General features: G+C 72.1%; 18 protein-coding genes and 1 rRNA gene (1 of these 19 cut by a window edge). 6 read left to right on the top strand and 13 right to left on the bottom strand.

Annotated elements, in window-relative coordinates; translation table 11 throughout:
- Nucleotides 1-75 (bottom strand): 16S ribosomal RNA (locus tag ACPT94_RS39265) (it extends 1,451 nt beyond the left edge of the window).
- 573 nt (nucleotides 76-648) lie between these two features.
- Nucleotides 649-1,653, bottom strand: coding sequence for a stage II sporulation protein M (locus ACPT94_RS39260; protein WP_425247982.1), 1,005 nt, complete (start codon nucleotides 1,651-1,653; stop codon nucleotides 649-651).
- Between the two features lie 145 nt (nucleotides 1,654-1,798).
- Between ACPT94_RS39260 and ACPT94_RS39255 the strand changes: the two genes are divergently transcribed.
- A complete protein-coding gene (locus ACPT94_RS39255; protein WP_425247981.1) occupies nucleotides 1,799-2,788 on the top strand; it encodes an RDD family protein in 990 nt (329 codons plus the stop codon).
- A 20-nt stretch (nucleotides 2,789-2,808) separates the two neighbouring features.
- On the opposite strand, the gene ACPT94_RS39250 is transcribed toward ACPT94_RS39255, so the two are convergent.
- The 8 genes from ACPT94_RS39250 to ACPT94_RS39215 all read right to left on the bottom strand — a co-directional run bounded on the left by ACPT94_RS39250 (nucleotide 2,809) and on the right by ACPT94_RS39215 (nucleotide 12,172).
- Nucleotides 2,809-3,423 (bottom strand): hypothetical protein, encoded by a 615-nt coding sequence (locus ACPT94_RS39250; protein ID WP_425247980.1) that lies wholly within the window; start codon nucleotides 3,421-3,423, stop codon nucleotides 2,809-2,811.
- A gap of 188 nt (nucleotides 3,424-3,611) precedes the next feature.
- The gene (ahcY, locus tag ACPT94_RS39245) at nucleotides 3,612-5,069 is read right to left on the bottom strand and encodes an adenosylhomocysteinase (RefSeq protein ID WP_360347517.1); all 1,458 of its coding nucleotides are present in this window, start codon (nucleotides 5,067-5,069) and stop codon (nucleotides 3,612-3,614) included.
- 334 nt (nucleotides 5,070-5,403) lie between these two features.
- A complete protein-coding gene (locus ACPT94_RS39240) occupies nucleotides 5,404-6,384 on the bottom strand; it encodes a cation diffusion facilitator family transporter (protein ID WP_425247979.1) in 981 nt (326 codons plus the stop codon).
- Nucleotides 6,385-6,513: 129 nt separating this feature from the next.
- Nucleotides 6,514-7,665, bottom strand: a complete 1,152-nt coding sequence (manA, locus tag ACPT94_RS39235; protein WP_360347513.1) for a mannose-6-phosphate isomerase, class I — start codon at nucleotides 7,663-7,665, stop codon at nucleotides 6,514-6,516.
- Nucleotides 7,666-7,824: 159 nt separating this feature from the next.
- Entirely contained in the window at nucleotides 7,825-8,958 is a 1,134-nt protein-coding gene (locus ACPT94_RS39230) for an SIS domain-containing protein (RefSeq protein WP_360347511.1), read from the bottom strand.
- A 139-nt stretch (nucleotides 8,959-9,097) separates the two neighbouring features.
- A complete protein-coding gene (locus ACPT94_RS39225) occupies nucleotides 9,098-9,268 on the bottom strand; it encodes a Trm112 family protein (protein WP_360347509.1) in 171 nt (56 codons plus the stop codon).
- 418 nt (nucleotides 9,269-9,686) lie between these two features.
- Nucleotides 9,687-11,051 carry a phosphomannomutase/phosphoglucomutase gene (locus ACPT94_RS39220; protein ID WP_425247978.1) on the bottom strand — a complete coding sequence of 455 codons (1,365 nt, stop codon included), beginning with the start codon at nucleotides 11,049-11,051 and terminating at the stop codon, nucleotides 9,687-9,689.
- Nucleotides 11,052-11,749: 698 nt separating this feature from the next.
- Entirely contained in the window at nucleotides 11,750-12,172 is a 423-nt protein-coding gene (locus ACPT94_RS39215) for a DUF3499 domain-containing protein (protein WP_187826098.1), read from the bottom strand.
- A 294-nt stretch (nucleotides 12,173-12,466) separates the two neighbouring features.
- On the opposite strand from ACPT94_RS39215, the gene ACPT94_RS39210 reads away from it, so the two are divergent.
- Nucleotides 12,467-12,916 (top strand): metallopeptidase family protein, encoded by a 450-nt coding sequence (locus tag ACPT94_RS39210; protein ID WP_360347503.1) that lies wholly within the window; start codon nucleotides 12,467-12,469, stop codon nucleotides 12,914-12,916.
- 83 nt (nucleotides 12,917-12,999) lie between these two features.
- Here the strand turns inward: ACPT94_RS39210 and ACPT94_RS39205 are convergent, their stop codons facing one another.
- The 3 genes from ACPT94_RS39205 to ACPT94_RS39195 form a co-directional block, all read right to left on the bottom strand.
- Nucleotides 13,000-14,496 (bottom strand): DUF5719 family protein, encoded by a 1,497-nt coding sequence (locus tag ACPT94_RS39205; RefSeq protein WP_425247977.1) that lies wholly within the window; start codon nucleotides 14,494-14,496, stop codon nucleotides 13,000-13,002.
- The gene (locus ACPT94_RS39200; protein WP_425247976.1) at nucleotides 14,493-18,167 is read right to left on the bottom strand and encodes a glycosyltransferase family 2 protein; all 3,675 of its coding nucleotides are present in this window, start codon (nucleotides 18,165-18,167) and stop codon (nucleotides 14,493-14,495) included. Before ACPT94_RS39200 ends, ACPT94_RS39205 begins: the two co-directional genes overlap by 4 nt.
- 200 nt (nucleotides 18,168-18,367) lie before the next feature.
- Complete coding sequence (locus ACPT94_RS39195) at nucleotides 18,368-18,631, bottom strand: WhiB family transcriptional regulator (protein ID WP_030792866.1); 264 nt, start codon at nucleotides 18,629-18,631, stop codon at nucleotides 18,368-18,370.
- Nucleotides 18,632-19,347: 716 nt separating this feature from the next.
- Here ACPT94_RS39195 and ACPT94_RS39190 point away from each other — a divergent pair.
- The 4 genes from ACPT94_RS39190 to ACPT94_RS39175 all read left to right on the top strand — a co-directional run bounded on the left by ACPT94_RS39190 (nucleotide 19,348) and on the right by ACPT94_RS39175 (nucleotide 23,472).
- A complete protein-coding gene (locus ACPT94_RS39190) occupies nucleotides 19,348-19,854 on the top strand; it encodes a cysteine dioxygenase (protein ID WP_360347496.1) in 507 nt (168 codons plus the stop codon).
- A gap of 115 nt (nucleotides 19,855-19,969) precedes the next feature.
- A complete protein-coding gene (gene cofD / locus ACPT94_RS39185) occupies nucleotides 19,970-20,929 on the top strand; it encodes a 2-phospho-L-lactate transferase (protein WP_425247975.1) in 960 nt (319 codons plus the stop codon).
- Entirely contained in the window at nucleotides 20,926-22,239 is a 1,314-nt protein-coding gene (locus tag ACPT94_RS39180; RefSeq protein WP_425247974.1) for a coenzyme F420-0:L-glutamate ligase, read from the top strand. Before cofD ends, ACPT94_RS39180 begins: the two co-directional genes overlap by 4 nt.
- Nucleotides 22,240-22,461: 222 nt before the next feature.
- The gene (locus ACPT94_RS39175) at nucleotides 22,462-23,472 is read left to right on the top strand and encodes a DNA-3-methyladenine glycosylase family protein (protein WP_425247973.1); all 1,011 of its coding nucleotides are present in this window, start codon (nucleotides 22,462-22,464) and stop codon (nucleotides 23,470-23,472) included.
- Nucleotides 23,473-23,825 lie beyond the last annotated feature (353 nt).

Below are 23,825 nucleotides of genomic sequence, written 5' to 3'. Positions count from 1 at the left end.
GCTTCATCGTTCGACTTGCATGTGTTAAGCACGCCGCCAGCGTTCGTCCTGAGCCAGGATCAAACTCTCCGTGAATGTTTACCGGTAATCCGGTGCACACACACGAGAGCGGAACGAGAGGAGGAATAATCCTCTCGCTCACAGCGTCCTCGCTGTGTTTTTTCAAAGGAACCTCATCCTCGGCTATCACTGCCGGGGACGGGGTATCAACATATCTGGCGTTGATTTTTGGCACGCTGTTGAGTTCTCAAGGAACGGACGCTTCCTTTGTACTCACCCGAGAGACTCTCTCAGGCTTTCCTCCGGGCGCTTCCCTTCGGTCTTGCGTTTCCGACTCTATCAGATCTTTTCTCGATCCGATTTCCTCGGCGCTTTCCAGGTTCCCGCTTTTGTTTCGCGGTTTCCTTTCCGGCGGTTCCGACTTTATCAGAAGTTCCAGGCCGGTCTGACCGGCCACTCATTTCCGATTCATCGGGAGGGGGCTCTGCGGAATCAACGTTCCGAGATGCCGTATAGATACTAACTCGCTGCCGACCGGATCCATGCCCAGTCCAGGCAACTGTTCGAATCTACCTCCCCACGCGCTCCGTGTCAACGGCTCTTGTGGGGCGAAGAGGAGAGTAGCAGTTCAGCGCGCGCACTCGCACATCAGGCGGCCGTCGGCACCGTCGCGCTGCGCTCGGCCGCGTCGACGTCGCCCGTGTCTCCGGCGCGGGCAGCCCTGCCGCCGAGGACGTAGACGTAGGCGAGGAAGGCCAGTTCGGCGGTGATGCCGATGGTGATACGGGTCCAGGTGGGCAGACCGGAAGGGGTGACAAAGCCTTCGATGGCGCCTGAGACGAACAGGACCAGGGCGAGGCCGATGGCCGTGCCCACTGCGGCTCGGCCTTCCTCGGCGAGGGCGGTGCGTCGGGTGCGGGGGCCGGGGTCGATCAGGGTCCAGCCGAGGCGCAGGCCGGTGCCGGCGGCTACGAAGACCGCGGTGAGTTCGAGGAGGCCGTGCGGGAGGACCAGGCCGAGGAAGGTGTCGAGTCGGCCCGCTGAGGACATGAGGCCGATGCCGACGCCGAGGTTGAGCATGTTCTGGAAGAGGATCCAGAGGACAGGGAGGCCCAGGAAGACGCCCAGGACCAGGCACATCGCGGCGGCCTGGGCGTTGTTCGTCCAGACCTGGGCGGCGAACGAGGCCGCCGGGTGGCTCGAGTAGTACGTCTCGTACTGGCCGCCGGGTCGGGTGAGCTCCCGCAGTTCGCTGGGGGCCGCTATGGAGGACTGCACTTCCGGGTGGGTGCCGATCCACCAGCCCAGGAGGGCGGCGAGCGCGGTGGAGGCGAGCGCGGTGGGCACCCACCAGTGCCGCGACCGGTAGACGGCGGCGGGGAAGGACTGGGTGAGAAAACGGGTGACGTCCCGCCAAGAGGCGCGTCGGGTGCCTGTCACGGCACTACGCGCGCGTGCCACCAGTTGGCTGAGGCGGCCGGTGAGCTGTGGGTCGGGGGCGCTGGACTGGATGAGGGAGAGGTGGGTGGCGGTGCGCTGGTACAGGGTGACGAGTTCGTCCGCCTCGGTGCCGGTGAGGTTGCGCCGGCGCAGGAGGGCGTCGAGGCGGTCCCACTCGGCTCGGTGGGCGGAGACGAAGACGTCGAGGTCCATCGGTGTGCCTGCTCCTCGGCTGTTTCGTCGACGGCCGGTCGTAGATGTCAGGTCGTAGATGTCAGCTTGTCGTACTGCGGTGCTGTGCGCCCTCAGCTTGGCAGACTGGCCGTTGTCGGGGCAGGTCAGGGAAGGGACGGCGGGCGTGAGTGAGCTGGTGACCGGTGAGGCGGTGGCGCTGGAGCTGCAGCCTGCCAGGCTGCCCAGCAGGGCCTTGGCCGCGTTGCTGGACGTGACCGTGACCCTGGTGGCCTACGTCGTCGTGAGCATCGGCTTGTTGACGGCCACTGCGTCCTTGGACGAGGCGGCGCGGGTCGCGGTGTCGATCGCCACTTTCCTGCTCGTGCTGGTGGGTGGGCCGATCGCGGTGGAGACGCTCAGCCATGGGCGGTCGCTGGGGAAGACGGCGTGCGGGTTGCGTGTGGTGCGGGACGACGGTGGGCCGATCAGGTTCCGGCACGCGCTGGTGCGGGGTGCGCTCGGTGTGGTCGAGATTCTGCTGACGGCGGGGGTGGTGGCGTGTATCGCGTCGCTCGTGTCGGCTCGTGGGCGGCGGCTCGGTGACGTTTTCGCCGGGACTCTGGTGGTGCGGGAGCGGGTGCCGGTGGCGCGGACGGGTTTCCTGCCGCCTCCGCCGCCGTGGCTTGCCGGGCGGTTCTCCGGGCTCGATCTGTCGGCGGTGCCGGACGGTCTGTGGTTGGCGACCAGGCAGTACCTGGGGCGGATGAACCAGTTGGATCCGCAGGTCGGCTGGGCGATGGCGGAGCGCTTGGCCGGGGATCTGGCGGCGCTTACCGGGGTTCCTGTGCCTCAGGGCGTGCCGCCGGCGGCTTATCTGGCGGCGGTGGTGCAGGAGCGGCAGGTCCGGGAGTCGCGCCGGGCGTTCGGAGGCGGGGGTGGTGTCGGGCAGTCCGGCGTCGCTCATGTCCACCATGTCCCCGGTGCGCCGGGTGCGCCGCCTTCCTATGGTGCGCCGGTCGTGCCGGTCGACCAGCGGTTTGGTGCCGCCGACCGGGTTCCGCCTGCGGCGCAGGAGGCCTCCCATCGGGACAGGCCGGTGGCGCCTGCGGAGGGGATGCCGCCGGCCGAGCGTCCGGCCGAGCGTCCGGCCACGGGGTTCGTGCCGCCCGCCTAGCCCCTTCTCGGTCGACGGGTTCAGTCGAAGGTCGACGGGGGCGATTCGAGGTCTTCCAGCTCGATGCCGGGTGCCGCGAGGACCACGTCGCCGGCGATGTGGACGGCGTGCTGTTCGCCCGTGTCCAGGGCTGTGACCTGGTATTCGTCCACGGTCAGGGGGCCGTTGTCAGTGGCGTGTGCTTCTCTGTTCACCAAGGCCCAGGACTGGTCCACGGTGTGTGGGGCGAGGACCGGGTCGGTGAAGGCGACGAGGCGTACGCGGGTCGCGGACGTGGAGGGGGTGAGGCGTAGGAGTCGGCTGATGGCGATGAGGAAGGCGGGGGATGTGCCGGTGAAGGCATGGGCCTGGACGTTGCCTTCCGTGGCGTGGGTGCCGGTGGGGTCGGTGCGGACCCAGGTGACGCCGTCGAGGGCTGCGCCGCGGACCTGCCAGTTGCCGGCGTGGAGTTCAAGGCGGAGGGGGCGGCCGAGGGCGTCGAGGGTGAGGTCGACGGAGCCGGTGTGATCGCCGGTGGGGGTGGTCAGCTGGGAGACGTAGCGCCAGCCGGAGGGGCCGGGGGCGCACTGGAAGTGTTCGTGAGCGAGGGGGGTGTGATCGTGCGGATCGTGGAGCGAATAACGGCCGCGGGGCATGGGGGTCCTGGGATGTGACGGGCTGGTCCGGTCACCTCGGCGGCCGGCGTCGGCGCTTGTGGCGGCGGCCGGACGGAGGCCAATGGGGCAGGCCCCCGACACGGGGGTGCGGGGGCCTGCCTCGGAGGACCGGGCGCTGAGGGGCGCGTCAGTGCACGGGTGCGCTCCTCAGCGGCGGGGCTGCGGACTCAGTAGCGGTAGTGGTCCGGCTTGTACGGGCCCTCGACCTCGACGCCGATGTAGGCGGCCTGCTCGGGGCGGAGCGTGGTCAGCTTGACGCCGAGGGCGTCCAGGTGGAGACGGGCGACCTTCTCGTCGAGGTGCTTGGGCAGCGTGTAGACGCCGGTCGGGTACTCGTCGGGCTTGGTGAACAGCTCGATCTGGGCCAGGGTCTGGTCCGCGAAGGAGTTGGACATCACGAACGACGGGTGGCCGGTGGCGTTGCCGAGGTTCAGCAGGCGGCCCTCGGAGAGAACGATGATCTTCTTGCCGTCGGGGAAGGTCCAGGTGTGGACCTGCGGCTTGATCTCGTCCTTGACGATGCCCGGGACCTTGGCGAGGCCGGCCATGTCGATCTCGTTGTCGAAGTGGCCGATGTTGCCGACGATGGCCTGGTGCTTCATCTTGGCCATGTCCGAGGCCATGATGATGTCCTTGTTGCCGGTGGTGGTGATGAAGATGTCGGCCTTGTCGACGACCTCGTCGAGGGTCGTGACCTGGTAGCCGTCCATCGCCGCCTGGAGGGCGCAGATCGGGTCGATCTCGGTGACGATGACGCGGGCGCCCTGGCCGCGCAGGGACTCGGCGCAGCCCTTGCCTACGTCGCCGTAGCCGCAGACGACGGCGGTCTTGCCGCCGATGAGGACGTCGGTGGCGCGGTTGATGCCGTCGACGAGGGAGTGGCGGCAGCCGTACTTGTTGTCGAACTTCGACTTGGTGACGGCGTCGTTGACGTTGATCGCCGGGAAGAGGAGGACGCCGTCGCGCTGCATCTCGTACAGGCGGTGGACGCCGGTGGTGGTCTCCTCGGTGACGCCGCGGATCTCGGACGCGAGCTGGGTCCACTTCTGGGGCGTCTCGGCGACGGTGCGGGTGAGGAGTTCGAGGATGACGCGGTGCTCGTCGGACTCGGCGGTGTCGGGCGAGGGGACCTTGCCGTCCTTCTCGTACTCGACGCCCTTGTGGACGAGGAGGGTGGCGTCGCCGCCGTCGTCGAGGATCATGTTGGGGCCGCCGGTGGGGCTGTCCGGCCAGGTCAGGGCCTGCTCGGTGCACCACCAGTACTCCTCCAGGGTCTCGCCCTTCCAGGCGAAGACCGGGATGCCCTGGGGGTTGTCGGGCGTGCCGTCGGGGCCGACGGCGATGGCGGCGGCCGCGTGGTCCTGGGTGGAGAAGATGTTGCAGGAGGCCCAGCGGACCTGGGCGCCCAGGGCGACGAGGGTCTCGATGAGGACGGCGGTCTGCACGGTCATGTGCAGGGAGCCGGTGACGCGGGCGCCGGCGAGGGGCTGGGAGGCGGCGTACTCCTTGCGGATCGCCATGAGGCCCGGCATCTCGTGCTCGGCGAGGGTGATCTCCTTGCGGCCGAACTCGGCCAGGGAGAGGTCGGCGACCTTGAAGTCCTGTCGGTTGTCGACAGTCGTCATTGCGAGCTGCTCCTCGGGGTTGGGTCGAGGTCTGGGTACGGCTGGTCTGCGCGGCGGCGGACACAGGGGTGCCCGAAAGGGACACAGGCATGCCCGCGTGCGCGCAGCGCAGTCCGTCGGAGGCCCTCTCTCCCTCGGTCGGTCCGTACGGGACCGCCCGACCGCCATCAGCAGCGACGTCTGGCTCCGTTCCAAGCTACACCGGAGGCGCGGGGAGGCCCCAGTCCACCTCCGAACAGATCACGCCGATCACGCTGGGTGAGGAGGGGTGGGAGAGGGGGGAAAGCCGCGGGGCCCGCCGGTGTTCGGCGGGCCCCGCGGGGTGGAGTGTGGGTCAGTGGTCGGCCGCGGGGTGGGCCGGGCCGCCCGGGGTGGCCTCGGGGTCGGCGCCCTTGGCCGCCTCGGCCTCGCTGTAGATGTCGGGCTCGAGGTAGATGACGCGGGCGATGGGGACGGCCTCGCGGATGCGGGACTCGGCGGCGTCGATGGCGCGCGCGACCTCGCTGGCCGTGTCGTCGTGCTGGACGGCGATCTTGGCGGCGACGAGGAGTTCCTCGGGGCCGAGGTGGAGGGTGCGCATGTGGATGACGCGGGTGACGGTGTCGCCGTCGACGATGGCGGCCTCGATCCTCTGGGTCTCCTCCGGGCCGGCGGCCTCGCCGAGGAGGAGGGACTTGGTCTCGGCGGCCAGGACGAGGGCGATCAGGACGAGCAGGACGCCGATGCAGATGGTGCCGATGCCGTCCCAGACGCCGTCGCCGGTGATGATGGCCAGGCCGACGCCGATGAGGGCGAGGATGAGGCCGACGAGGGCGCCGAGGTCCTCCAGCAGGACGACGGGGAGTTCGGGGGCCTTGGCGCGGCGCACGAACTCCTTCCAGGAGTGGTTCCCGCGCAGGGGGTTGGACTCCTTGATGGCCGTCCGGAAGGAGAACGACTCCGCGAGGATCGCGAAGACCAGGACGCCGACCGGCCAGTACCAGTGCTCGATCTCGTGCGGGTGCTGGAGCTTCTCGTAACCCTCGTAGATGGCGAACATGCCGCCGACCGAGAACAGGACGATGGAGACGAGGAAGGCGTAGATGTAGCGCTCGCGGCCGTAGCCGAAGGGGTGCTGCGGGGTGGCCTCGCGCTGGGCCTTCTTGCCGCCGACCAGGAGGAGGGCCTGGTTGCCGGAGTCGGCGAGCGAGTGCACGCCCTCGGCGAGCATCGACGACGAACCGCTGAAGGCGAACGCCACGAACTTCGATGCCGCGATCGCGAGGTTGGCGGCGAGTGCCGCCACGATCGCCCTGGTGCCGCCTGACGCGCTCATGTGTTCGCGTTGTCCCTTCGTCCTCGGGGTGGTCCTCGGGGCCGCTCGTGCCCTTTGCCCGTCCTTTGCGGTGGGCATTGTTGCAGCCCGGACCGTCATCCGTGTGCCCGGTGGGCGGAGCGGGATGCGTCAGGCGACGACGGTGGCGCGGAAGACCGTACCCGTTCCGGACACTTCGGCCTTTTCGCCCGCGGGGACGAAGACGGAGTGGCCGGGGGTCAGCGTGTGGTCGCCCGCCTGTACGGAGCCTGCCGTGCAGAGGAGGATCTGCGGGGTCGCGAGGGTGAGGTCGTGGGGGGCGGCGCCCTCGGGGAGGACGTAGCGGGAGAGGCGGAACTCGTCGATGGGGGTTTCGTAGACCTCTTCGCCGTCCGGGGCGGCCTCGGGGCGCAGCACGCCGGGGTCGCCGGGCTCGAAGCGGACGATGCGCAGGAGTTCGGGGACGTCGACGTGCTTGGGGGTCAGGCCGCAGCGCAGGACGTTGTCGGAGTTGGCCATGATCTCGACGCCGAGGCCGCTGAGGTAGGCGTGCGGGATGCCGGCTCCGAGGAAGAGGGCTTCGCCGGGCTGGAGGCGGACGTGGTTGAGGAGCATGGCGGCGATGACGCCGGGGTCGCCCGGGTAGTGGTGGGCGATGCCGGCGTAGGGGGCGTAGTCGCCGCCGAGGCGGTCGCAGGCGGCTGCGGCGGCCGCGACGGTGTGGGCCATCTCCTCGGGGTCGGCGGTGAGGATCGCGGTGAGGACCTCGCGCAGGGCGGCGTCCTCGGGGTGGGCGTGCAGGAGGTCGACGTACGGCTTGAGGGAGTCGACGCCGAGGCCGTCGAGGAGGTCGGCGGCCCGGGCGGGGGCGCGGAAGCCGCACAGGCCGTCGAACTCGGTGAGGGCGCAGAGGAGTTCGGGCTTGTGGTTGGCGTCCTTGTAGTTGCGGTGCGGGGCGTCCACGGGGATGCCGCGGCGCTCCTCGTCCTCGTAGCCCTCCTTGGCCTGTTCCAGGTTGGGGTGGACTTGGAGGGAGAGGGGGGCGCCGGCGGCGAGGATCTTGAGGAGGAAGGGGAGGCGGGGGCCGAACCTGGCCGTCGCCCTGGGTCCGAGTTCGCGCTCCGGGTCGGCCTCGATGACCTCGACGAGGGTGCCCCGGGCGGTGCGGGAGGGTGCGCCCGGGTGGGCGCCCATCCACATCTCGGCCTGCGGCTCGCCGGTCGGTTCGACGCCGAGCAGGCCGGGGATCGCGGTCGGGGAGCCCCAGGCGTAGGGGCGGACGGTGTTGTCGAGGCGGTCCATGCGGTGTCTCTGCCTGCCTGTCTCTCGGTGTGTCGCGGCGGCCCGCGGCGGTCTCGGCTCTGCGCGACGGCCGGTCGTCGGGTGTCCGCGGTGGTCGGTCGTCGGGTGTCCGCGACGGGTGCCGTCCGTCTGCGGACGGTCGGTCGGACGGTCGCCGGATCAGGCTCCCGAGGCGAGCGCCAGGTAAACGGCGGCGAAATCCGTGACGGCGATCAGTTCGGCGAGGCTGACGAGTTCGTCGCCGGCCTCCGGTTCGAGTTCGCTGATCGGTGTGTCGTGGCTGAGGGCCAGGTCACGGGCGGCGGGGGCGGCGGTGAGGCCGCCGATGGGGCGGTCGCGCAGGAGCACCACGCGCGCGTGCAGGGCGGGCGTTTCCTCGACACGGTCGCGGAAGAAGTCGTCCGGGTCGGCGCTCGCGGCGAGGGGGCCGGCGAGCAGGGCGCTGTGGGAGGCGAGGGCCTCGGGCAGTTCGGAGACGACGGCGGGTCGGCCGGAGAGTTCGGCGAGCGCGGCGGCGAAGCGGCGGCCGGTGGGGCCGGCGGAGGTGCCCTCGGTCCAGATCACGGGCAGGGAGTCGGCGAGTTCGGCGGCCAGGGTCTTCGCGGGGTTGCTGTAGGTCGCGATGGCGGGGCCGCAGCGTTCGGCGATGTGGTCGAGGCGGTCGGCGACCTTTTCCAGGGCCTCCGGCGGGGCGGAGAGGAGCGCGATGCGGTCCAGGAGCGCGAGGAGGGGGGTGAACAGGGCCCACAGGACACCGGGGGCGGACGCGGTGATGGGGGGTTGCTCGTCGTGTTCGTACGGCGCGCTCGCCAGCGGTACGAACAGGCCGTGGGCGGCGGTCACCGCTTCGGTGAGCGGGGAGCGGGCGGGGGCGACGGCGACGACGGTGCAGCCGCGGCGGTAGGCCTGCTCGGCGAGGAGCGAGAGGCCGGGTTCGGTGCCGTCGGGGGTGGCGATCAGGAGGAGGTCCACGGAGCCGACCCAGCCGGGGAGTTCCCAGCGCAGGGCGCCTGCGGCGGGGGCGACGCCGGTGGGGGCGAGGCGGGTGACCGGGCAGGCGGCGCCGGCGAGGGTGGCGAGGAAGTCGGCGACGCAGGTGGCGGCGGCGCCCGGGCCCGCGATGAGGATCGCGCGCGGGCGACCGTCCGGTTTGAGCTGGGGGACGCCGGCCTCGGTGGCGTGCCGGACCGCGGTGCGGACGCGGGCGCCGGCCTCGGCCGCTCCGCGCAGGAGGGCGCGGTGGTCCGCCTCGGCCAGGGCCTCCGGCGTGTCGAGCAGCGATTCGTCGAGCATGGCGTCAGTTCTCCGATCGCCGGGTCGTCGTCGGTGTGCGGGCGCCGGGGGGTGCCGGGTGTCCGGGATGGGTGTTCCCTGCGTCGCCCTCGTCACCCCTGGAATGGGGCGCGGTGTCGGGGCTGGGCGCCGGGGGCCCTTACGCGGGGCGGCGGGCCTCGTCGATGAGGAGGACGGGGATGCCGTCGCGGACGGGGTACGCCAGGCCGCAGTCCTGGCCGGTGCAGATCAGCTCGGTGTCCTGCTCCTTGAGGGGGGCGTGGCAGGCCGGGCAGGCGAGGATCTCCAGGAGGCCGGCTTCGAGCGGCATGGGGTGTCCCTTCGGGTGGGGTGGGGCTGCGGTGTGGGGTGCGGCGGGTGTGTGGTTGTACGGATGTGCCTGGTCAGCGTACCGCTGGTGGGGGTGGGGTGTTGGGGTGACCGTCGAGGGGCTTGCGCCCGCCGCCCCAGCCGTTTCCCACCCCAGGGGCTCCCCCTTCTGGGGGCTTTCCCTGCGGCCTGCCAAGCAGCTTCGGCTCTGCCAAGCAGCTTCGGCCCTGCCAGGGACTTCGGCCCTGCCAGCAGCTTCGGCTCTGCCAGGGGCTTCGCCCCTTCGACCCCAGCGGGCCGTCCTTCGCCTGCGCGGTGGGGCCGAGAGGCGGAAGTACGCCGTGTCAGCCCCGCAGGGCCGCGGGGCCGGTCCGGCCCCGCGGGTGGGCGCGCCCACGAGCCCCTCGCCGAGCCGTCCCTCAGCCCCGGATGACCCCGAGCACCTCGTCCCGGATCTTCCGCATGGTCGCCTCGTCCCGCGCCTCCGCGTTCAGGCGGAGGAGGGGCTCCGTGTTGGAGGGGCGGACGTTGAACCACCAGTCCTTGGAGGTGACCGTGAGGCCGTCGAGTTCGTCGAGGGTGATGTCCTCACGGGCGCCGTACGTGGCCTTGATCGCCGCGATGCGGGCCGCCTGGTCGTCGACGGTGGAGTTGATCTCGCCGGAGCCGGTGTAGCGGTCGTACTGGGCGACCAGGGAGGACAGGGGGGACTCCTGGCCGCCGAGGGCGGCGAGGACGTGGAGGGCGGCCAGCATGCCGGTGTCGGCGTTCCAGAAGTCCTTGAAGTAGTAGTGGGCGGAGTGTTCGCCGCCGAAGATCGCGCCGGTGCGGGCCATCTCGGCCTTGATGAAGGAGTGGCCGACGCGGGTGCGGACCGGGGTGCCGCCGTTCTCCTTCACGACCTCGGGGACGGCCCAGGAGGTGATCAGGTTGTGGATGATCGTGCCCTTGCCGCCGTGGCGGGCGAGTTCGCGGGCGGCGACGAGGGCGGTGATCGCGGACGGGGAGACCGGGTCGCCCTGTTCGTCGACGACGAAGCACCGGTCGGCGTCGCCGTCGAAGGCGAGGCCGAGGTCGGCGCCCTCCTCGCGGACCCGCTTCTGCAGGTCGACGAGGTTGGCCGGGTCGAGGGGGTTGGCCTCGTGGTTGGGGAACGTGCCGTCCAGTTCGAAGTACAGGGGGACCGACGTCAGGGGCAGGCCGGCGAAGACCGTGGGGACGGTGTGACCGCCCATGCCGTTGCCCGCGTCGACGACGACCTTCAGGGGGCGGATGGACGTCAGGTCGACGAGTGAGCGGAGGTGTGCCGCGTAATCCTCCAACGTGTCGGCCCTGGTGATGGTTCCCGGGGTCGGGGCCGGTTCGGGGGCGCCCGACTCCGTCCACCGCTCAACGAGTTCGCGGATCTCCGCCAGGCCCGTGTCCTGGCCGACCGGGGCCGCACCCGCGCGGCACAGCTTGATGCCGTTGTACTGCGCGGGGTTGTGCGAGGCGGTGAACATGGCGCCGGGCAGGTTCAGTGCGCCCGAGGCGTAGTACAGCTGGTCCGTGGAGCACAGGCCGATCTCGGTGACGTGCACGCCGCGTGCCGCCGCGCCGCGGGCGAAGGCGCCGGACAGGCCGGGCGAGGAGGGGCGCATGTCATGGCCGACGACGATCGCCCGTGCGTCGGTGACCTGGGCGAAGGCCGCCCCGAACAGCTCGGCCAGCGACTCGTCCCACTGGTCCGGGACCACTCCGCGTACGTCGTACGCCTTCACGATCTGCGACAGATCAGCAGCCACGGCCAAACCTTCCTGAAAGTCCTGTGAGTCACCACAAACTACCCGGAGCGACCGACAGTCCGCTGGGGGTCCGCCGTGTCCGACCCACAGACGTCACCTCGCGTGTGATCCACCGCATAACCTCAGGTCAGAGCCGCCCTTACGGAAGCACCCGGTCCGGGTGCCGGTGAGCCCCGGCCGGCCACGACGAGGCCCGGGACGGCCGCCGTGGCCACCCCGTCGACACGGAGGCGCGGACCGCCTCGGGTCATCAAGCACGCGCGCGTGCGTACGGCGGCCAGGGCGGCGGCGTCGGCGTCGGCGTCGGCGTCGGCTGCGCCGACTCGGGCGAGTTACGCGGAGGCGTCAGGGCGGAGGCGGCGAACTGGTTGACGGCGAAGGCGATTCCGTACGCCGGGCGGGCGGCCAGGTTGCGCGCAGACCACGCCGGCCGTCCACAGGGCCGACCAAGACAGCGGCCACGGCAGGGAGATGGTGTGGGCAGTGGGCGTCTGACTCTCTGCCACCGAGGCCATGGCGTCCAGGGCCTGATCGATGACCTGACCGAGGGTCAGACCCGCGGCACCTGTCGCGGGCGCCCCTGCCACCCCGGCTCCGTCACACGGAAAGCGATTTCCCGCTTCCCGGCCGAGCGGAAGGGTCGTGTCCGTGCCAACAGCGCGTCACCGGGCGTGCGCCCGCTCTCGCGGCGCGGCGGCTCAGTTGTCCGGCGACCGTAGAACCCGCAGGTGGCCGCGGCGCGCGACCTCCATCGGGTCCGCGCCCCGGCCTCCGCCGCCGGCTCCGGCTGCACGTTCCTGCGGGCGGGCCGCTTCACGGACGGCGTTGGCAAGCGCTTCCAGGTCGTCGCCACTGGGGCGCGCGGGAGCCGAACCGTCGAGGAGGCGGACGACCTCCCAGCCGCGCGGGGCGGTGAGGCGCTCGGAGTGCTCGGCGCACAGGTCGTAGCAGTGGGGTTCGGCGTAGGTGGCGAGCGGGCCGAGGACCGCGGTCGAGTCGGCGTAGACGTACGTCAGCGTCGCGACGGCGGGTCGGCCGCAGGCGGTGCGCGAACAGCGACGTACAGGGCTCACGACGTTGGACGGTACCGCACTCTTGAGCGGGCCGCGACGACTCTCCACCAGGTCACTCCACCGTGTCGTGTTGTGAAACGCCCCACAGACCACTCCAGTCATACCCCGCTGACCTGCGTGAACGCCAGTCCTCGGGGCAAGGAAGGTCGTCTGGGCCGGTCACCACTCGGCACAAACACCATCAATTGCCATGAGTTCGCCGGTCTCGGAGAGATACGGAATCGAGCCCAACCTTGGCTGGAATGGTCATCCTGCGACATGCCGTGCGGAGCGTCCGGACGGCGGCGGGTCGCTGCGTGGGGTCGGGCGGCCGGGCCCGGCGGGGACTACGCTTCGGTAGTGATGGACAGCCCCGTACCGCCCCGTGCCACAGGCCCCGGGCCCCGTCGTCGTGATCGCCACGGCCGGGGCATGCGGGGGCCGATCGCGCCCCCTCAGGTGCCGTTGGCCGCGAGCCGCGCCGAGGTGTTCGCGGATCTGGTGCAGGACTCCGTGGAGCGGCTGGAGCGGCGGTGGCCGCAGCTCGCCGAGATCGACTTCCTGGTGCTGGAGGTGCCGCGGCTGGACGGGACTCCGGGACCGTGGAACGACGAGGCGGTGCCGCTGGGCGGGGCGATGCCCGCACGCGAGGGGCGTCGCGCGCGGGTCGTCGTCTATCGGCGGCCGGTCGAGATTCGCACCAAGGGGCGCGACGAGCGGGCCGCGTTGGTGCACGAGGTCGTGGTGGAGCAGGTGGCGGAGTTGCTGGGGCTGACTCCGGAGACGGTGGACCCTCGGTACGGGGAGGACTGAGCGGGCGGTGCCCCGCCCGGAGGGACGGCTGCCCTGCCGCCGCCGGCTGCGGCGGCGCCCGTGATCGGCGGCTCCCCGCAGCCTTACTTCTGCAGCACCGTCAGGTCCTCGTCCGCCTGCGGTACCGCCACCGTGCCCCTGTCGTCCGGGAGGGTCTGGATGGTGAAGCCCTGGAGGCCCTCCACTGAGGTTGTCAGGGTGCGGGAGGCGTAGACGGGGACAGGGGTGAGGGATTCCACGGTCAGGGCGTAGGTGCCCTTCAGGCCCGCGGGGACGGGGAGTTCGACGTCCTGGGTGGTGCCGGACTTGATCGTGTACGTCTTGACGGCCGCCGTGCCTCCCCCGGTGCCCGCCGAGGCGGTGACCTTCACCTTCGCGGTGCCCCTGGGGGCGGTCAGGGAGAGGGTGGAGCCCTTGGCGGTGTTGTCCGCGACGGACGCGCGCGTGCCGACCGGGCTCGCGGCGGGGATGAACGCCGACTCCTGCTTGTCGCCCTTGCCGCGCACGACCCGTACGGCGGCCACGACCGGCACGGACTGGTCGGTGGGGGTCAGGACGAGCGAACCTGCCTCCCCGCGTGTGATGCCGCCCAGATCCACAGCGGTCGTCATGCCCGCCTTGACGTGCAGCGTCTCCTGTCCGGCGGGGGTGATCAGACCTGAGGGGGAGGCGAGTTGGACCTTCAGGTCCGCGTCGGCGTCGCCCGGTGTGAAGGCGACCAGGCGGACGGCTGTGGCGTCCTTGGGGATGCCGGGGATCACCAGGCTGCTCGCCGGGTCGGTGGACGCGGCCAGCCAGTCGCCGCCGAGCTTGTCGTCCAGGGCCTGTACAGCGGCCCCGACGCGGCCGCCGCGGACGTTGACGTGGACGGTGAGGTTGTCCTGTTTCTCGTCGGTGAGCGTGGACAGCAGGATCGGCTCGCTGGAGTGCGGCGGGACGGTGATGTCCTCGCCGACCGTGGTCGCCACGGCGCCGTCCTTGTCGTAGAGCTCGATGTCGGCCACGGCGGCGGAGTCGTCCGGGTTGGTGAGATGGACGTAGTCCGTGCGGTCGGCCGCGGTGCTGACGCCGGGGAACCAGAACTCCGTGTCCGGCGCGGTGCAGGTGACGCCGAGCAGGCCGCGGCCGGTGCCGGCGGTGACCTGAGTGGTCTCCTGGACCGTCCAGCCGGGCGCGAACTTGCCCTCGGCGGTGCCGATGAGCGCGGGCGCGTCGCCGCCGGAGGTGTCGCCGGTGGCGGGCGTGCCGGGTGCCTTGGGGGTGAGGACGGGCTTGGCGGCGGTCTTCTTCTTGCCGCCCGCGGCGCTCCCGGCGGCGGGCTTCGCGGGGGCGGACTGGAGTTCGGCCGTGCCGTCGCTTCCCGTGCCCTTGGTGACGGGCGTGAACGATGTGTACGTCGTCTCGGCGAGGTCGGAGGTGCTGGGCGCCGGGCAGAGCAGGCTGGTGCGCTCCACGGGCAGGACGGCGGCCGCCTTGGCGGTGTCCGTGCCGGGGGCGGCCGGGTCGGTGAGCGTGGCGAAGCCGGTGACGGCGGCGAGCGCGGCCGTGCCGGCGATCAGGGACAGGGTCGTGCGCTTCACTGCTGGCTCCCGTCGGGGCGCTCGCTGCTGCCGGTGCCGTGGGGGTGCTGGGCGGCCGGGTCGTAGCCGGGGTCGTAGCCGCCCTGGCCGTAGGACGACGGGTCGTATCCCTGCTGGTAGGCCTGGTCGTAGGCGGCCGCGGCCTCGGGCCTGCCCTCGTAGGCGTACGGGTCGTACTGGCCGGACTGGTAGGGGTCGTAGGCCGCCTGGTCGTAGGTGCCCGTCGGGTACTGCTGCTGGGCGCCCTGGTACTGCTCGTCGCCGTAGCCGCCGTACTCGCCGCCCGGGTAGCTCGGCGTGTCCCACTCTCCGTAGGACTGCTGCTGAGGCACCGCGACCGGGGTCTCCTCCTGCGGAGGAGACGGGAGTTCCTCGTCCTGGGCGGGTTCCTCGGACTCGGCCTGGGCGCGCAGGCGGCGGGCGCGGCGGCCCTCGCCGGCGGTGGCCGGGGCGGGCAGCGGCTCCTCCTCGGGGAGGTCGTCGTCGACGTCTCGGCGGCGGCCGGGGAGGGCGAGGACGACGAGGACGAGGGCGAGGAAGCCCTGCGCCCACAGCCAGGCGGTGTGGGTGAACGGGTCGTCGTAGGTGACGTCCAGGGTCCCGCCGGAGGCGGGGAGTTCGAAGCCCTGGGCCCAGCCGTCGACGGTGGTGCGGGTGAGCGGCTTGCCGTCCAGGGTGGCGGTCCAGCCGTCGGCGGCGGCGTCGGCCAGGCGCAGGATCCGGCCGTCGGCGCCGTCCGGGATCCTGGTGTGGATGTCGACCGGGCCCGCGGCGACCGGAGTGGCCGTGCCCTTGCCGGACTCGGTGACGATCGCCGCGCGGGAGACCTCCCGGTTGACCCGCCACAGGGCGCTGCCGTCCTGCTGGCTGAGCCGCTTCAGGCCGGGCGTGGCGTCCAGGACGCGGGTGACCTCGCGGGGTGCGCCCTTGTGGACGAGGACGTAGCCGACGGCGAACTGGCCGAGCTGGTCGGCCTGGTCGGCGCCGGAGCCGGCGACGAGGTTGGCGACGACCTTGTCGAGCCGGGCGTTCTCGCCGTCGGCGGCGGCGAGTTCGGCGTCGCCGAGGCGGGCGCCGGAGCCGCGGACCAGCATGTAGCCGACGTGGGCGGTGGAGTCGCTGTCGAGGACGAGGGTGCGGGACTGGTCGCGGTTGCGGGCCTCCTCGGCGACGAACGCGGGCACCTGGACGGGGTCGCGGCGCTCCAGCGGGCCGTCGGCTCCGCCGAGCATCCAGCCGACGGCGACGAGCAGCGGGCCCGCGACCGAGGCGAAGGCGATGAGGGCGGCGACCGGCTGGCGCCAGCCGAAGCTCTGCTCGGCGACACGCGCGCGTGCGCCGTCGGCGCCGAGGACGGCGGCGGCGAGCAGGGCGATGCCGTAGACGAGGGTGGCGGGGCCGGCCCAGGTGGAGCTGTTGGACAGGACGGCGAAGACGAGGCCCACCAGGGCGACCGCCCAGGCCGTCCAGATCCCGAACTGGCGCTCGCCGCGCAGCAGGGCGGCGAGCGCCGCCAGCACGATGCCGATGAGCATCAGTCCGTCGACCGTGCCGGGGCCGCCGGGGCTGGCGCCGAGCAGGTCGAGCGCGGAGGCCGCCGAGGGGCCGTACTCCAGGCCGGCCTCGGTGAAGAAGCCGAGCGGCAGCAGCGACAGCGACCAGGGCGCGAGGATCAGCAGGGGCGTGCCGAGCTGGGCCAGGAAGCGCAGGCCGTAGGCAGGGATGTCGGTGCGGCGCACGGCGAGGACGGCGAGGCCGAGGACCAGGGCGACGGGCCAGACGATCGGCGTGAACGCGGTGGTGATCGTCAGCAGCAGCGCGTACGCCCAGGCGGCCCGCCAGCTGCCGCGCGCGCCGGAGGAGTGGGCGAGGCCGCTCGCGGCGATGCCCGCGCGCGCGATGAGCGGCAGCAGGACGGCCAGGACGGCGGTGCCGATACGTCCGCCGGCGAGGGCGCCGGTGGCGGCGGGCAGGAAGGCGTAGACGACGGCGCCCCACGCGCGCAGGAGGCGGGAGGCGACCAACGTGCGGGAGGCGAAGTAGGCGGTGACGCCGGCCAACGGCACCGAGCAGACGAGCAGGACGGTGACGGCGAGGCCGGTCGAGCCGAACAGCAGGGAGGCCAGCAGCGCGACGATCGCGAGGTAGGGCGGCGCTGACGGGGTGCCGCCCGCGCCCACCGGGTGCCAGGCGTCCAGATAGCGCGACCACAGTTCGGAGGCGTCGGCCGGGGCGGGCAGCAGGGCGCCGCCCGCGAGCGCGCCGCCGCCCAGGAGGTTGCGGCAGGCGACGAGGGAGACGAGCAGCAGGACCAGGAAGAGCACCGGTCCGGGCTTGCGGGCGACGCGCTTGAGGCGGGCGAACTGTTCGATCTCCAGGAAGTCGGCGTCGTCGCCGCCGGGGCCGGACTCGATGGCGCCGCCGTGCCGCCCCGCGCCGGTGGTGGTCTCGGCGTCGGAGGCGCCGAAGAAGTTGCCGGCGACCTGCTCGACGGTGGCCCGCACGGTCGCGCCGGGCGGTGGGAACAGCGTCCGCAGCTCGTCCTTGTCGACCTGCGGGCGGCCGCGCCTGCGCCGCCCGGCGATGATCTTCTCGGGCCGCAGCAGCGTGCCGAGCAGACCGCGGATCTCGTCGACGGCCTGTCCGGGCACCTTGCCGACGAGGTAGGCGACGGTCCGCAGCAGCGTGCCGAGGACCAGGCGGACCAGGATCCAGGGCAGCAGGGCGGTACGGCTGTTGACGAGGAGGGTGTAGACGGCGCCGGCCTTGTCGACCTTGTGCGGGGAGGCCGTGGTGCGGCCCGCGCAGTCGACCGCGCGCCGCTCGCGGGAGGCGGCCTCGGCGTGTCGTACGACGGCGTCGGGGGCGACGAGGACGCGGTGGCCGGCGGCGTGCGCGCGCCAGCACAGGTCGACGTCGTCGCGCATGAGGGGCAGGCGGCGGTCGAAGCCGCCGAGCTCCTCGAAGACGTCACGGCGGATGAGCATGCCGGCGGTGGACACGGACAGCACGGGCCGGACGTGGTCGTGCTGGCCCTGGTCCTGTTCCCGGCGGTCCAGGCCGGTCCAGCGGCGGCCGGAGTGGGCGATGGTGACGCCGACCTCGAGGAGCTGGCGGCGGTCGTACCAGCCGCGGAGCTTGGGGCCGACGACGGCCACGTCGTCGCGGCCCAGTTCGAGTTCGTTGTCCACGACGCGCAGCAGTTCGGCCAGGGCGTCTGGTTCGGGGGCGCAGTCGTCGTGCAGCAGCCACAGCCACTGGACGGGTTCGCCGTACGGGAGCTCCGGCAGGTCGTAGGCGTCGTCGCGCCAGGTGCGCGTGACGGGGTCCCAGCCGCTGGGGCGCTTCAGGTACGGCAGCTCCTCGGGGCTGAGGACCGGGGCCGTGCGGTTGGCCTCCTCGACGGCCTGGCCGAATCCGGTGCGCCGGGCGAGGTGCAGGACACGGTCGGCGCCGAGGGCGTCGGTGACCAGCTGCGCGGAGTCGTCCGCGCTGCCGGTGTCGGCGGCCATGACGGACTGGACGGGGCGCTCCTGGCCGAGCAGCCCGGCGAGCGCGTCGGGCAGCCAGCGGGCACCGTCGTGGGAGACGAGGACCGCGGTCACCACATGACGCGGGAACTCAGGTGTGGCAGCGTCGTGTTGGGCTGCCGTGTGGCTGTGCACGGACATCGAGGTACGGGCCCCGGTTCGATGGACTGCGGTGGGCGCCTGCGCCGCGTGAGGGCGGCGGGGCGTCTCGGACGAGCGACCACACTATCGGCTGGGCATGGCGGCGGCCCGCCGCCTGTGGACAACCCCACCTGCGACGGGCCGTCGCACCGCCTTGTGGATACGTGGTGCCGATGTCCGGCCGTACCTGGCGCGGCCTCTCAGACGGCGGCCTTCTTCAGCCGGCGGCGCTCCCGCTCGGACAGGCCGCCCCAGATGCCGAAGCGTTCGTCGTTGGCGAGGGCGTACTCGAGGCACTCGGAGCGGACCTCGCAGGCGAGGCAGACCTTCTTGGCCTCGCGGGTGGAGCCGCCCTTCTCGGGGAAGAAGGACTCGGGGTCGGTCTGGGCGCACAGTGCGCGCTCCTGCCAGCCGAGTTCCTCACCCGCGTCGTCGACCAGCAGTTGCTGCACCAGCTCGGTCATGTGCGCCCCTCGCTCTGTCTTTCGCAGTCCCCGTGACGTTGCCGTTACCGTTTTCGGCTGAACGACACGAGTGAAATTACAAGTGTGCTGCTCCGGGCGAGTCAAGCCGAGATCTGCTATTGGGCCCCTGATTCACTCTGCGGAACCAAGGCCATGCGGTAAGTGTTCAAATCACCATAAACCTTGACAGGCAGATGAGGCCCCGACGGACCACCGGCCCCGCACAGCGCCTGTACGGGGAAGGACGCCCAGGGGTTCGATCCCGTTCCGACACGCGCGCGGAAGCGAACCGGATCACAGTTGGATCACGGGGTCGCAACGAGGCTTGCGCGCCCGGCATGTGCGCCATGTGTCCCGGTGAGGGCCTGCACAAACCTTTCACCTGAGAGGTGAACCTGATGAGGTGAACCGGTCCCACATCCTGGCCGTCGAGTTGACAGCCAAGGTGTGAACCGGTGTCCTTGTGGGCATGCTCGCGAACTTGGCGCCCACCTCGACCCGCACCGCCGGGTCCCACGGTGCTGCCCGCGCTCGCTGTAGCTGTTGTTGCTGTTCCAGCTGTTGAGCCCCACGCGTTCCAGCTGCTCCTGAGTCCCTGCGACTCGGCTGCTTGTTCCCACGCCCGGACCCGGGCATCCCGCTCGCCCGTGACCCGGGCGGACGGTACGCGACACCCAGCCCCCCTCTTCTCTTCCGCCGAGGAACCACCGCACCCCATGAACAGCGACAGCGACCTCCAGATCGCCGGCGACATCCTCGAAGTCCCGCACCTCCTCCAGGCTCAGCGCGAGCACCCGGCCACCGTCGCCGAGTTCGTCGGCCTGGCCCGCTCCATCGCCGCCGACCGCTCCCAGTGGGAGCACCTCGTCCAGTACGACGCGACGACGCGCTGGTACCACCGGCTGCGCACCGGTCCCGGCTACGAGGTGTGGCTGCTGTCCTGGGTTCCCGGGCAGGGCAGCGGACTGCACGACCACGGCCGCTCCTCCGGAGTGCTGACCGTCCTGGACGGCGCGCTGACCGAGCGCACCGAGCGCGGCACGCGCGCGTTGGGCGCCGGAGCGCAGCGGGTGTTCGCGCCCGGCTATGTGCACGAGGTCGTCAACGACGCGCTCGAGCCGGCGGTCAGCCTGCACGTCTACTTCCCGGGCCTGACCGAGATGCCCATGCACACCGCCCCTCACTGCGACGGCCGGGTCGAGCCGCGCACGGTGACCGCCTGAAGACCCGAAGAACGACTTGCGCGACGGGTTGTCGTACCCGCCTGCAAGACTGTCCCACCCGTCGCCCGGCCACCACCCCTCAACGAGTCAGCCTGGCGGCTGACACACTGTTTCAATGCGCATTGTGGTTCTGGCAGGCGGCATCGGCGGTGCCCGGTTCCTGCGTGGTCTGAAGCGGGCCGTGCCGGACGCCGACATCACGGTCATCGGCAACACCGGGGACGACATCCACCTCTTCGGGCTGAAGGTCTGCCCGGACCTCGACACGGTGATGTACACGCTCGGCGGCGGCATCAACGAGGAGCAGGGCTGGGGGCGGGCCGACGAGACCTTCCACCTGAAGGAGGAGCTCGCGGCGTACGGCGTCGGGCCCGCTTGGTTCGGGCTGGGCGACCGGGACTTCGCCACGCACATCGTGCGGACGCAGATGATCGGCGCCGGGTATCCGCTGAGCGCGGTGACCGAGGCACTGTGCGACCGGTGGAAGCCGGGCGTACGGCTGATCCCCATGACCGACGACCGCGTCGAGACGCATGTGGCGGTCGAGGTCGACGGGGAGCGCAAGGCGGTGCACTTCCAGGAGTACTGGGTGCGGCTGCGGGCGTCGGTGCCGGCCGAGGCGGTCGTGCCCGTCGGCGCCGAGCAGGCCAAGCCCGCGCCGGGCGTCCTGGAGGCGATCGCGGCCGCGGACGTCGTCCTCTTCCCGCCGTCGAACCCGGTCGTGTCCGTCGGCACGATCCTCGCCGTGCCCGGCATCCGGGAGGCGATCGCCGACGCCGGGGTGCCGGTGGTGGGCCTGTCCCCCATCGTCGGGGACGCGCCCGTGCGCGGCATGGCCGACAAGGTGCTCGCGGCGGTCGGCGTGGAGTCGACGGCCGCGGCGGTCGCCGAGCACTACGGGTCGGGGCTGCTGGACGGGTGGCTCGTGGACACGGTGGACGCGGATGTGGTGGAGCGCGTCGAGGCCGCCGGAATCCGCTGCCGGGCCGTGCCGCTGATGATGACCGATCTCGACGCGGCCGCGCAGATGGCCCGGGAGGCGCTGGCGCTGGCGGAGGAGGTGCGGGGCGCGTGAGCGGAGCACCCGAGAACGGCTACCGGGTCTGGGCCGTGCCCGGCCTGCCCGAGGTGCAGGCCGGGGACGACCTCGCCAAGTTGATCGCCGCCGCCGAGCCGGGGCTCGCCGACGGTGATGTGCTGCTGGTGACGTCGAAGATCGTGTCCAAGGCCGAGGGCCGCGTCGTCCGGGCGGACGACCGGGAGGCCGCGATCGACGCCGAGACCGTCCGGGTCGTGGCCCGGCGCGGGGCCCTCAGGATCGTCGAGAACCGGCAGGGGCTGGTGATGGCCGCGGCAGGTGTCGACTCCTCCAACACCCCTTCCGGCACAGTGCTGTTGCTGCCCGAGGACCCGGACGCGTCCGCGCGGGCGATCCGGGACGGGCTGCGCGGCGCCCTCGGCGTCGACGTCGGTGTCGTCGTCACCGACACCTTCGGGCGGCCCTGGCGCGCGGGGCTCACGGACGTGGCGATCGGCGCCGCCGGGGTGCGGGTGCTGGACGATCTGCGCGGCGGTACGGACGCGTACGGCAATCCGCTGAGCGCCACGGTCGTCGCGACGGCGGACGAGCTGGCCGCCGCGGGGGACCTCGTGAAGGGGAAGGCCGCCGGGCTGCCCGTGGCCGTGGTGCGTGGGCTGGGGCACGTCGTCGCCGCCGACGGCGACGACGAAGGGGCGCGGGCCATGGTGCGCGGCGCGCGCGACGACATGTTCCGGCTCGGTACGTCCGAGGCGGTGCGACTGGCGGTCACCCAGCGGCGGACGGTGCGGTCCTTCACGGACGAGCCCGTGGACCCCGGTGCGGTACGACGGGCCGTCGCCGCGGCCGTCACGGCGCCGGCGCCGCACCACACGACGCCGTGGCGGTTCGTGCTGCTGGAGTCGCAGGAGGCACGGGTCCGGCTGCTGGACGCGATGCGGGACGCGTGGATCGCGGACCTGCGGCGGGACGGCAAGTCGGAGGAGTCGATCGCCAAGCGGGTACGGCGGGGGGACGTGCTGCGCAATGCGCCGTACCTGGTCGTGCCGTGCCTGGTGATGGACGGGGCGCACACGTACGGGGACGCTCGGCGGGACGCCGCCGAACGGGAGATGTTCGTGGTCGCGGCCGGGGCCGGCGTGCAGAACTTCCTCGTCGCGCTGGCCGGGGAGCGGCTGGGGTCGGCGTGGGTGTCGTCGACGATGTTCTGCCGGGATGTGGTGCGGGAGGTGCTGGAGTTGCCGCAAGGGTGGGATCCGATGGGGGCGGTGGCCGTGGGGCACGCGGCGGAGGAGCCCCGGGCGCGGCCTGAGCGGGATGCTGGGGGGTTTGTCGAGGTGCGGTGAGGGGCTGGGGGCTCGGTGGGGGCGCTCTGGTCGGCCTACCCTCGTAGGACTCCGGCGCTCGGCTGTGGGGCTTGCTGCTCCTCGCCTTCCGGATCCGGTTCTGGTTCTGGTCTGGTTCGGGTTCCGATTCTGATCTGGTTCTGGGTCGGGTTCTGGTCTGATCTGGTCTGGTTTCTCTCTCTTCCGTTTTCCGCTCCCCCAAGATCGCGTTAGGACCTATTCGTGGCAGGACGGTTCGCTCCGCGGCCCACCCGTACGACCGTGCGCGGTGGGGAAGTCGCCGTGCCCGCGGGGGTGCCGCGGCAGGGCTCTGCGGCGGGACGGGTGCGGACCTGGGTGCCTCAGGGGCCGCTCGATCTCGGGCTGGTGCTGGGGCCCTTGCGGCGTGGGCCCGGGGATCCGACCTTCCGGGCGATGCCCGACGGGTCGGTGTGGCGGGCCAGTCTGACGCCTGTCGGGCCCGGGACGTTGCGGGTCGGCGTAGCGGCTGGTGGCGGTGGTGTGCGGGGGGAGGCCTGGGGGCCCGGGGCGGAGTGGCTGCTCGATCAGATGCCCGAGATGCTCGGGGCGGCGGATGATCCGGATGCGTTCGTGCCTCGGCATCGGGTGGTGGCGATGGCGCGGCATCGGCGGCCGGGGTTGCGGTTGACGCGGACCGGGCTGGTTTTGGAGTCGTTGATCCCGTCGATCCTGGAGCAGAAGGTCACGACCGATGAGGCGTATCGGGCGTGGCGGTTGCTCGTGCGGAAGTTCGGGGAGCCGGCGCCGGGGCCTGCGGCGGGCGGGCGGCTGTGGGTGATGCCGGCGCCGCGGACGTGGGCGTTGATTCCGTCCTGGGAGTGGCATCGGGCGGGCGTGGACAACAAGCGGGCGTCGACGATCCTGCGGGCGGTTCGGGTGGCGGGGCGGTTGGAGGAGGCGGTGCGGATGCCTCCGGCGGAGGCGCAGGCGCGGTTGGAGGTTGTGCCGGGGGTGGGGCCCTGGACGTCGGCGGAGGTGGTGCAGCGGAGTCATGGGGCGGCGGATGCGGTGACTGTGGGGGATCTGCATCTGCCGGGGATCGTGGGGTGGGCGTTGGCGGGGGATCGGGGGGCGGACGACTCGGTGATGTTGTCGTTGCTGGAGCCGTACGCGGGGCAGCGGCATCGGGCGGCTCGGTTGATTCTGCTGAGCGGGAAGGTGCCGGAGCGGCGGGCGCCGCGGATGCCCAGGGGGGACATCGGGCGGTTGTGAGGGGCGGGAGGGGGGTGCCCTGGGGGTGTTTTCGCCCCCGCCGCCCCTACCCTTCCCGTCCTCCAGGGGCTCCGCCCCTTCGACCCCACCAGGGGGCTCCGCCCCCAGACCCCCGGCGGGGCTGCGGCCGTGCTCCGCTCCGGGCTGTCCCTGAACCTGGGAGGGCCGTGCCCCTGGGGCCCGGTGGAGCCGTGCCCCAGGATCCCGGCGGGCTGCGCCCCTCCTGCACCCCTGACAGAGCTCCTGCCCCCTGCACCCCCGACAGGGCTCCCCCAACACCCCTTCTCTCGCCACCACCCCGCCCCCGCTCCAGCCAAGCAAGTACGGAGGCGCCGCCCTCTGGGCGTGTGCCC

The sequence above is a fragment of the Streptomyces aurantiaciflavus genome, from assembly GCF_049808595.1.
Taxonomy (GTDB): Bacteria; Actinomycetota; Actinomycetes; order Streptomycetales; family Streptomycetaceae; genus Streptomyces.
This window is presented reverse-complemented; position numbering and strand designations above follow the sequence as displayed.